The 8,055-nt window shown below is 53.2% G+C and carries 13 protein-coding genes; all 13 read left to right on the top strand.

Annotated elements, in window-relative coordinates; genetic code table 11:
- Positions 1-365: 365 nt before the first annotated feature.
- The 13 genes from HEQ72_RS10995 to HEQ72_RS11055 all read left to right on the top strand — a co-directional run bounded on the left by HEQ72_RS10995 (position 366) and on the right by HEQ72_RS11055 (position 8,007).
- Complete coding sequence (locus HEQ72_RS10995; RefSeq protein WP_168023404.1) at positions 366-770, top strand: MbcA/ParS/Xre antitoxin family protein; 405 nt, start codon at positions 366-368, stop codon at positions 768-770.
- On the top strand, positions 767-1,474 hold the full coding sequence (locus HEQ72_RS11000; RefSeq protein ID WP_168021439.1) for an RES family NAD+ phosphorylase: 708 nt from the start codon (positions 767-769) through the stop codon (positions 1,472-1,474). Before HEQ72_RS10995 ends, HEQ72_RS11000 begins: the two co-directional genes overlap by 4 nt.
- 81 nt (positions 1,475-1,555) lie before the next feature.
- Positions 1,556-2,779 (top strand): multidrug effflux MFS transporter, encoded by a 1,224-nt coding sequence (locus HEQ72_RS11005; RefSeq protein ID WP_168023405.1) that lies wholly within the window; start codon positions 1,556-1,558, stop codon positions 2,777-2,779.
- Between the two features lie 208 nt (positions 2,780-2,987).
- The gene (locus tag HEQ72_RS11010; protein ID WP_168021437.1) at positions 2,988-3,386 is read left to right on the top strand and encodes a hypothetical protein; all 399 of its coding nucleotides are present in this window, start codon (positions 2,988-2,990) and stop codon (positions 3,384-3,386) included.
- A 70-nt stretch (positions 3,387-3,456) separates the two neighbouring features.
- Positions 3,457-3,753, top strand: a complete 297-nt coding sequence (locus HEQ72_RS11015; RefSeq protein WP_168023406.1) for a D-Ala-D-Ala carboxypeptidase family metallohydrolase — start codon at positions 3,457-3,459, stop codon at positions 3,751-3,753.
- Positions 3,754-3,756: 3 nt separating this feature from the next.
- Positions 3,757-4,080 (top strand): hypothetical protein, encoded by a 324-nt coding sequence (locus HEQ72_RS11020; protein WP_168021435.1) that lies wholly within the window; start codon positions 3,757-3,759, stop codon positions 4,078-4,080.
- A gap of 56 nt (positions 4,081-4,136) precedes the next feature.
- Complete coding sequence (locus HEQ72_RS11025; protein WP_168023407.1) at positions 4,137-4,775, top strand: hypothetical protein; 639 nt, start codon at positions 4,137-4,139, stop codon at positions 4,773-4,775.
- Complete coding sequence (locus tag HEQ72_RS11030; protein WP_168021431.1) at positions 4,772-5,254, top strand: phage baseplate assembly protein V; 483 nt, start codon at positions 4,772-4,774, stop codon at positions 5,252-5,254. The genes HEQ72_RS11025 and HEQ72_RS11030 overlap by 4 nt, the downstream gene beginning before the upstream one ends.
- The gene (locus HEQ72_RS11035) at positions 5,241-5,759 is read left to right on the top strand and encodes a hypothetical protein (RefSeq protein ID WP_168021429.1); all 519 of its coding nucleotides are present in this window, start codon (positions 5,241-5,243) and stop codon (positions 5,757-5,759) included. Before HEQ72_RS11030 ends, HEQ72_RS11035 begins: the two co-directional genes overlap by 14 nt.
- Entirely contained in the window at positions 5,734-6,021 is a 288-nt protein-coding gene (locus HEQ72_RS11040; RefSeq protein ID WP_168021427.1) for a PAAR domain-containing protein, read from the top strand. Before HEQ72_RS11035 ends, HEQ72_RS11040 begins: the two co-directional genes overlap by 26 nt.
- A gap of 60 nt (positions 6,022-6,081) precedes the next feature.
- The gene (locus HEQ72_RS11045) at positions 6,082-6,420 is read left to right on the top strand and encodes a GPW/gp25 family protein (protein ID WP_168021425.1); all 339 of its coding nucleotides are present in this window, start codon (positions 6,082-6,084) and stop codon (positions 6,418-6,420) included.
- A complete protein-coding gene (locus HEQ72_RS11050; protein ID WP_168023408.1) occupies positions 6,420-7,316 on the top strand; it encodes a baseplate J/gp47 family protein in 897 nt (298 codons plus the stop codon). Before HEQ72_RS11045 ends, HEQ72_RS11050 begins: the two co-directional genes overlap by 1 nt.
- Positions 7,309-8,007 carry a phage tail protein I gene (locus tag HEQ72_RS11055; protein ID WP_168021421.1) on the top strand — a complete coding sequence of 233 codons (699 nt, stop codon included), beginning with the start codon at positions 7,309-7,311 and terminating at the stop codon, positions 8,005-8,007. The genes HEQ72_RS11050 and HEQ72_RS11055 overlap by 8 nt, the downstream gene beginning before the upstream one ends.
- Positions 8,008-8,055 lie beyond the last annotated feature (48 nt).

The following is an 8,055-nucleotide window of genomic DNA, read 5'->3' on the forward strand; positions in this document are numbered from 1 at the left end:
CTTCCTGGTACGTCATAAGGGCCTCTGCCATGGTGTCAAAAGATGAAGGAGCCGCCATAGCAGCATGGGTCTTCACCCGGACAGGAACGGGGTTTACGGGGTGTCCCGGCCGGCTGATCCACAAGATCAAGCCGGGCTTGTGCCCTTCTCATGACATGAGGACACAATGATTTCTGCTGGCGCTTTTTCCATCGTGTCAGGGGTATCTGAGCTTTTTCAGTGGCCAGCCGCCAAAATGTTCTTGATTTGTTCGTTTATGATGCGGGATAAATACATCCATTAACCGTTTTACGATCAATTATTCTCCTTTAAGAAGGTCTATATATGGACTATATTCTAAATAAGTCTTTATATGGAGCAGTGAAATGGCCCCGATCCCTTGTACTGAACCGGCCACCAATCGCCGTGATCTGGCGGGTCCCGCCCTGCGTACATTCTTCCGGATTGCGGACCTATGGAGATTATCGGTTGAGGAGAGCATGATTTTGTTGGGAGTACAGGCACGATCTACTTTTTTTAAATGGAAGAAGGGACATGTCTCGGTCTTGCCCAAGGATACCTTGGAACGGATCTCCTATATTCTGGGCATCTACAAGGCATTACAGATCCTTCTCCCTGATACGGAAGCTGCGGATCAATGGATTCGGTGCCCCAATATGGCACCCGTGTTCAATGGTCAGTCTGCACTGGAACGGATGCTATCCGGCCAAGTTTCTGACTTGTTTGTTGTCCGGCAGTACTTGGATTCCCAGCGTGGTGGGTGGGCATGACCTTTCCTGTCCGTTGCGTTGAATGGAATCCCGGATGGCGCATTATCCCCAGCCGGTTCCCTCCTGTTAATCTGTTTGAGCGTGTTACAGATCCTGCTGATCTGGATGCTGTCATCGAGCTTGAGTCCATGACCAACCCACGTTTACGTGATGCTGTTGGCGACATTCACCTGGTTCCACCACAAGATCGGATCAGCGGGCCGGGAACAAGCGTGATTATGGCTGCATTTACCCACCCCAATCCTGAGGGGAGCCGTTTTGCAACATCATCCTATGGCGTTTTCTATGCAGCATATGCCTTGGAAACAGCGATCAAGGAAACCAGCTATCATCGCGCCCGTTTTATGGGGGCAACACGGCAACCCCCGATGGAGCTGGACATGCGGGCCTATGTTGTCACGGTCTCTGCCGACATGATCGACCTGAGGGGGTGCCAAAAGACTCATCCGGACCTGTATGATCCGGACAGCTATGCCGCCTCACAGGCCATGGCAGGCACACTGCGTGCACAGGGCGCGAATGGCTTGGTCTATAACAGCGTGCGGCATCATGGCGGTGAATGCATTGCCGCGCTCCGTCCATGTATTCTGTCAGATTGCCGTCAAGAGCGACACTTGTGTTATGTCTGGGATGGGCGATCGATAAGCACATATTATGAGAAAAAAGATTTCCGTACGCTTGTTTCCCTACCAGTCCAGGCATGATAGGCTCCTGTTCCTTTGTGACAAACGGCAATGCCCTATTTGCTCTGTTCCCCGCGCATCGTTTAATAAAGCAGGTAGTCTGTGACTTCTCCCCAAAATCCACATATTGGACGACCTGCCATACTGGCGGCTCGTGCCCTGATTATGCTTAGCCCTCTGGGTGTGGATATCTACCTGCCGGCAGTGCCACAGATTGCTGAAGATCTTGGATCGCAAGCATCCTTGTCTATCAGCATTTATTTGGCAGGGCTGGGGCTGGGGCAGCTTGTATGGGGCCCGCTTTCGGATCGGATGGGCCGTCGTCCTGTTGCCATCTGGGGATGCTCCCTGTTTGCCTTGCTGTCGCTGCTTATTGTTTTCTCCGAAGGATTGCCGGAGTTTCTGGGGCTGCGCCTGCTGCAAGGCATTATGGCAAGCTCGGCCGCTGTCTGTGCAACAGCAATGGTACGCGACTGTTACAGCGGGAAAGATGCTGCGCGTGAATACAGCATTCTGATGGGTGTTCTGAATGCAGTTCCTTTTGCCGCTCCTCTCATTGGCGGGATACTAACCGCATGGTTTTCGTGGCGCAGCTGCTTTGCTGTCCTGACAGGCTTCGGAATTTTTCTGACAACTTGGCTGGCATGGCGCATGCCAGAAACAACACCGAAAAGGATTGAAGGCGGTGGAACACACACCCAAATACTACCGTGGACCAGCCCTGTCTTTCTCGGATTCTCTGTGTGTTGCTGCATGGGGCTGGGTGTTGTTTTGTCCTACGTAACCCTTATTCCCTATACTTTGATGGAAGGATACGGGCTTTCCAGCCTGGAATTCGGGGCACTGTTTGCAACAAATGCCGGCTTGATCAGTCTGGTGTGTATTGCCTTCTCCCGGCTTATCGCCCGAAAGGGACCGCTGGCAGTTTTGCGCCTGTCCGCCTTGCTGATGCTTGGGGGTGGGGTCCTCTTGGTACTGTGTCTGAGTGCATGGCCGGATGTACGCCATGTTGCTCTTTTTATGGGGCCTGTTGCCCTGATTTGCATTGGCTTCTCCGGCCTTATGGGACCGGCCCGTGGTCTGGCCATGCAGCCTTTCGAGCGGGGAAGCGGTAAAGCTTCAGCCGTCCTTGGAACAGCTCAGATGTTATGGGCTGCAGCAACCAGTGCAGTGGCTCTTGTTTTACCTCTGCCGTCGCATCTGATTCTAGGCGGCATTACTGCCCTGACCGCTATTGTCTCCCTTGTGATTGCCAAGATCATGGTTCGTCGCTATGGCGTGAACGTTCTGGAAGGGCGTACGGTCAGAGTGCAGCCTGAGGTCTGACAGGAAAATGAAAACTATTTTTTGTCTATACCCGCTATTCTGATCGTAATAATCCATAACAATAAACAAGATATAATTATACAATAATAACGCACAATCAATTACATTAACACAATATTCTAGTTATAATTTTAATATTTTGTGCTATCTAGCCTTTGCTTTTGCCGATAAGAGCGAAGGTGAGACAATGGATATTGATAAAAGTATAATGGAAATTGCTTCTGTTATTGGGCGTGAGAAAGCTCTCTACTTGATTGGTTCTCTGGGACGATCGGGGAAGCGACCGTGGCGACTTAATCTCTATATCCCGAGACATCCCGGTGACAGTCACCCCTTGGTTAAAATACTGGGAAAAGAAGACGCCCTGAGAATGGCCCGTGAATTTGGTGGGATGAATTTGCAGCCGGCAAATGGCAATGCTCTGGTACGGCGCTTCAGGTCACGCGAAATTCAGCGTCTCGCAACAGAGGGAAAACCTGTTCGTGATATTGCCAATTTATTCCAAGTTACCCAACGTACAATTCTGAACGCCATAAAAAGTAACAAGTCAAATTACATTGATCATGAAGGTATAGCAGTTGATAGAAGAGCCACTGGACTGGGTTAAATATAAAAATTTCTCAAGAATCGATTTTGCATGCAAGTATAGCCGTCGTTGTTATATGAATGCTGCTTTCATGGACCGACTTCAGTCTCTCAGAGACCTGTATGGAAAGCCAATGGTTATTACCAGCGGCTTTCGTGATCCCTCTCACCCTGCTGAGGTGGGCAAGGCAAAGCCCGGTCCACATACAACAGGAAGGGCCTGTGATGTTGCCGTGGGTGGTGCGGATGCCCTGCTGTTGATTCAGCTTGCCCTGGCAAAGGGTTTCACCGGCATTGGCGTTCAGCAAAAAGGGGTTCTGCGTTTCTTGCACTTGGATGACCTGCCTGCAGAGACAGACAGACCGCGCCCCTTTTTATGGAGTTATTAATCCATGCTGGACGATGCAACATCTCCTGAAGGAATAAAATCCGTTTCGTCTCCTTCCGTTCCTGATCAAGTGGTACGTGACAGCTGGATGCCTTCGCTGATGACCTGTGCCTTGATCATCATGGTTGTTGCCCTTGTGGCTGCTTTACTGTGGGTACCAACCCCGTCAAGCAACGCTGATGTCATTCATCTGATTGCCGGACAAATTATCGGTGCCTTTGCAACAGCAGTTGCATACTGGTTGGGCAGCAGCCGCAGCAGCCACGACAAGCAACGACTATTGGCCCATGGCGGAGCGCCCCAACAGACAAGGAAAGATGGACTGTGAGCACACAGAATACAAACGTTGACATAGAACAATTGCTCTCCTCAATCCGGGGAGACATGCAGAAAAACTTACCAAATGTGCCGGTATTTGACGGGGGAGCTTCCGGAGCAGTTTCCTCTGACCAAGACTTGGCAATCCAGCTTGACATTCTCCGGCTGGATCCAGATCTGACTTTTAATCCGGGCACCGAACAAACAGCTGTTTCTGTGGTTCTACAGGCCACCGCTCTGGTCGCTGGCAATCGACTTTATCCGACACATGTTTCCCGCAGCACCGCAATTTCTCTGGCTTCACAGATTTCATGGCAACGCTGGGGGTGCTCCGTTGGTCCTGCCGAGTTGGACTCTGTTGCTCCAAAGCCTGTTGCCATGGAAGGATTTCATCCGGTTGCGTGGGCCGTAACCTGGAAGCATGCTGCATTTCTTGGGCAATCCTTGTGGGATTCCAGTCGCATTCCTGTTCGCTTTGTCACACAGCTTGGTAATGCGGCGTGGCACCCGAAACAGCCCGCCGCAGAGCAGGTACGGAAGAAACCGTCTGTTGTTCTGGCAGTGCCATCAGAAGACAAACCGGATCAAGAGTGGATTGTTGCTTCAACACCACAGGCCAGAAATGTCTACTACGGCTCCGCTTCGGATCAAGGTGAAGAATACCAGTTTCACTATCATCCTCTGGAAGAAAAGATCAAACAATGAGCCAGTGGGGAATTGCAGATCTGGAGCGACGCTTGGCCAATATGGTCCGCATTGCGATCATTGAGGCCGTGGACCACACAAACAGGAAAGTTCGCGTTACCGCCAAGGGGTTTCTCAGCGCGTGGCTGCCATGGCCTACGGAAACAGGGCGTAATTTTCGTCGTTGGCGTCCGCTGCGTCCCGGGCAACAGGTGGTTTTGATTGCTCCATCGGGTGATCTGACCCGCGCTGTTATTGCTGGCATGCTTTACAGCCAAACCCTGGATGCGCCCGACAACAACGAAAATCGGGATACAATCCTGTTTGATGACGGAACATGCCTTCAATACGACAGCGCCGACCACCATCTGTATATGAACGTGGGGCAAAGTACAGTCAGCATCAGACAGGATGGTCTTTGCCTGTCATCGGGCGGAAGTTCCCTGCTCATCAATGATGCCGGCATTACCCTTAAGGGGGCACGTATTGATCTCAACTAATACAGAGAACCTGCAGATCCGCACGGTAACCTGGACGCCAAAGCCCGGCGTTTTGTTTACACTGCCTGAAACCTCTGTCCATCTATCCCGGACCATTACCTGCGCGGTACGCGATCCGGCTTTTCGTGGTCTGGCCGTAACAGGTTATCGCGCATCCTTGGACCCAAAGCTTGCAACCCTGTCCATAGACGGCACAGCCGAGGCTGTTCATGTAACGGCTGAGCGGCTGCAAGGATCCTTTGATGGCATGTGCCTGACATATCGACAGGGCAATACGCTGCTTCAGGCTTATAGCTGGGATGATCTTCCGGCTTCAGGCATTGATCTGGTAGCGTTCCATCCTTCGCAGACCAAGCGGTATGAAGGACGCCTTGTTGTAACGGCATCCTTGTCTGACGGCACAACAGAGCAAGCAACCTACACACTGTGTATTTTCCAGGACTGGACAGCCGGAAGCCTCCGGTTGAGAGAGGAAATCCATGCCCGCTGTTACCCGCAAGAATGATCCCTGTACGGGCCACGACCTTTTTCCGCCGCGTAACAGCACAGAAGGAAGTTCATCGGTCTTTGTCAATAGCCGACCGATACACCGCAAGGGAGACGCATGGGCAGATCATTGTGATCCCTCACCATCATGCCATACCAGCACGTTGGCAGAGGGTTCGGCTTCGGTCTTTGCCAATGGTCAGGCCGTAGGGCGGATCGGAGACCCGGTCAGTTGCGGTTCAACGGTTGCAGAAGGCTCTCCATCGGTCTTTGCCGGATAAATTAAAGGGTGGAAAGGCCGCCAGGGGACATGGAGCAGACAAGCCGGCAGTATCGGCTCCATGAACGGAACAAATGCAAAAACGGGCAAACACCTGTCCGGCCTTGACCATCTCTCGCAAAGCGTCCGGGATATCCTGACGACCCCTGTGGGCAGCCGTGTCATGCGTCGTGACTATGGCAGCCGGCTCTATCAGCTGGTTGATGCTCCCATAAACCAAAACATCTTGCTGGAGCTGTACGCAGCAACCGCCGAGGCCCTGAGCCGTTGGGAACCACGCCTGAAACTACAGCGGGTCCATGCCCGCAGTGCACGGCCGGGCTGTGTGGTTCTGGAGCTGACCGGAGAGTACATGCCCGGCAAGTACATCATTACTCTCGACGGAATAGAAATAACCTGATGGCGCACGGATTTACAGCTGTAGACCTGTCCCGGCTCCCTTCCCCCAATGTGGTGGAAACGCTGGATTATGAAGCAATCTTTTCAGACATGCTGGAAGACCTGCAAAAGCGCGACCCCGTGTTCAAGGCGTTGCTGGAAAGTGATCCTGCATACAAGATTCTGGAAATAGCAGCCTATCGTGAACTGCTGTTACGGCAGCGTGTCAATGAGGCAGCCCGTGGCGTCATGCTGGCTTATGCCACAGGGGCAGACCTGGATAATCTGGGAGCCTTGCTGGGCGTTGTACGCAAGACATTGCTGGCCGGCGATCCAAAGGCGGTGCCACCCGTTTTACCGGTTCTGGAAAACGATGATGATCTTCGCCGCCGTATTCAGCTGGCTCCCGAAGGTTTCAGCACAGCTGGTCCTGCGGGGGCCTATGTTTTCTATGCCCTGACGGTTGATGGTGTCGCAGATGCCAGTGTACGCAGCCCGGCCCCCGGTGAGGTAGAGGTTACAATCCTGTCGCGCAGCGGCAACGGTACTGCGGACACCGCGCTGCTGCAAGGCGTACAGGATATCTTGTCTTCCGACGAGATCCGTCCCCTGACAGACAAGGTTGCTGTCCGCAGCGCCACGATCCATGAATACGATATCAATGCAACGCTGTACTTTCACCCGGGTCCGGGGCGTGAACAGGCACTTGAACAGGCCCGAAAGGCGATTGCTGCTGTGGTTGCCCGCCCGCGTCGCTTAGGCTTGGACGTAACCTTATCAGAGCTTTACGCCGCGCTGCACCAACCCGGTGTACAAAGGGTCGAGCTGAGCAGCCCGCAACAAACGATAACGGTCAGTGCAGGTGAAGCAGCCTGGTGCCAGTCCATAAACCTGAAGGACGGGGGCGTTGATGCCTGAATCCTGCCCCGGTCTTTTGCCCGGTAATGCCACACCGGCCGAACGTGCCCTGGAACAAACAATCGCCCGATTGTCCGATGTTCCGGTTCCCCTGCGATCCTTGTGGAATCCGGACACCTGTCTGCCCGAGCACTTGCCCTGGCTGGCCTGGGCGCTGTCCGTTGACAACTGGGATCCATCCTGGCCAACAGACGTCAAGCGTCGGCATGTACGCAAGGCTATTGATATCCAGCGACGCAAGGGAACGGCCGAGTCTGTACGAACGGTTGTCAATACTTTTGGTGCCAACCTGTCGCTACAGGAATGGTGGCAGACACATCCACCCAAGGCCCCGCATACATTCAACCTGACCCTGACCTTGGGTGATGACACGCCGTCGGATGCCGCTTGGCAGCAAGACATCATCCGCGAGGTCGAGCGGACCAAACCCGTACGGTCCCACTTCACACTGACAGTCGGCAAAGCTGCAACAGGTGGAGCGGCACTGACAGGGGCATTATGTCCGGTTACTGCCAAGCGCCTGATGACCGATGAGGAACCGCCAGCCCGGAAAATCCGGCTAGCTCTGAAGGGTGTAGCCTGCAAAGCCGATTTCTTGCGCCTGGATCTCAACGCGCGACGTTTTGTCTGCTGTGGTGGATTCGGGACAAGCGGTACCCTGCGTACAGCCAGTTATACGCGCATTCATTGAAAACCGTTATTATCACCATATCGGAATATATTATGTCATCCACTCGTA

Origin of the sequence: Haematospirillum sp. 15-248 (assembly GCF_012102665.1) — a bacterium.
Classification (GTDB): domain Bacteria; phylum Pseudomonadota; class Alphaproteobacteria; order Rhodospirillales; family Rhodospirillaceae; genus Haematospirillum.

What these genes read in the sequence shown, in the direction of transcription:
- HEQ72_RS10995 (WP_168023404.1), top strand. Translation starts at nt 366, where the DNA reads ATGGCCCCGATCCCTTGTACTGAACCGGCCACCAATCGCCGTGATCTG.
- HEQ72_RS11000 (WP_168021439.1), top strand. Translation starts at nt 767, where the DNA reads ATGACCTTTCCTGTCCGTTGCGTTGAATGGAATCCCGGATGGCGCATT.
- HEQ72_RS11010 (WP_168021437.1), top strand. Translation starts at nt 2,988, where the DNA reads ATGGAAATTGCTTCTGTTATTGGGCGTGAGAAAGCTCTCTACTTGATT.
- HEQ72_RS11015 (WP_168023406.1), top strand. Translation starts at nt 3,457, where the DNA reads ATGGACCGACTTCAGTCTCTCAGAGACCTGTATGGAAAGCCAATGGTT.
- HEQ72_RS11020 (WP_168021435.1), top strand. Translation starts at nt 3,757, where the DNA reads ATGCTGGACGATGCAACATCTCCTGAAGGAATAAAATCCGTTTCGTCT.
- HEQ72_RS11025 (WP_168023407.1), top strand. Translation starts at nt 4,137, where the DNA reads ATGCAGAAAAACTTACCAAATGTGCCGGTATTTGACGGGGGAGCTTCC.
- HEQ72_RS11030 (WP_168021431.1), top strand. Translation starts at nt 4,772, where the DNA reads ATGAGCCAGTGGGGAATTGCAGATCTGGAGCGACGCTTGGCCAATATG.
- HEQ72_RS11040 (WP_168021427.1), top strand. Translation starts at nt 5,734, where the DNA reads ATGCCCGCTGTTACCCGCAAGAATGATCCCTGTACGGGCCACGACCTT.
- HEQ72_RS11045 (WP_168021425.1), top strand. Translation starts at nt 6,082, where the DNA reads ATGAACGGAACAAATGCAAAAACGGGCAAACACCTGTCCGGCCTTGAC.
- HEQ72_RS11050 (WP_168023408.1), top strand. Translation starts at nt 6,420, where the DNA reads ATGGCGCACGGATTTACAGCTGTAGACCTGTCCCGGCTCCCTTCCCCC.
- HEQ72_RS11055 (WP_168021421.1), top strand. Translation starts at nt 7,309, where the DNA reads ATGCCTGAATCCTGCCCCGGTCTTTTGCCCGGTAATGCCACACCGGCC.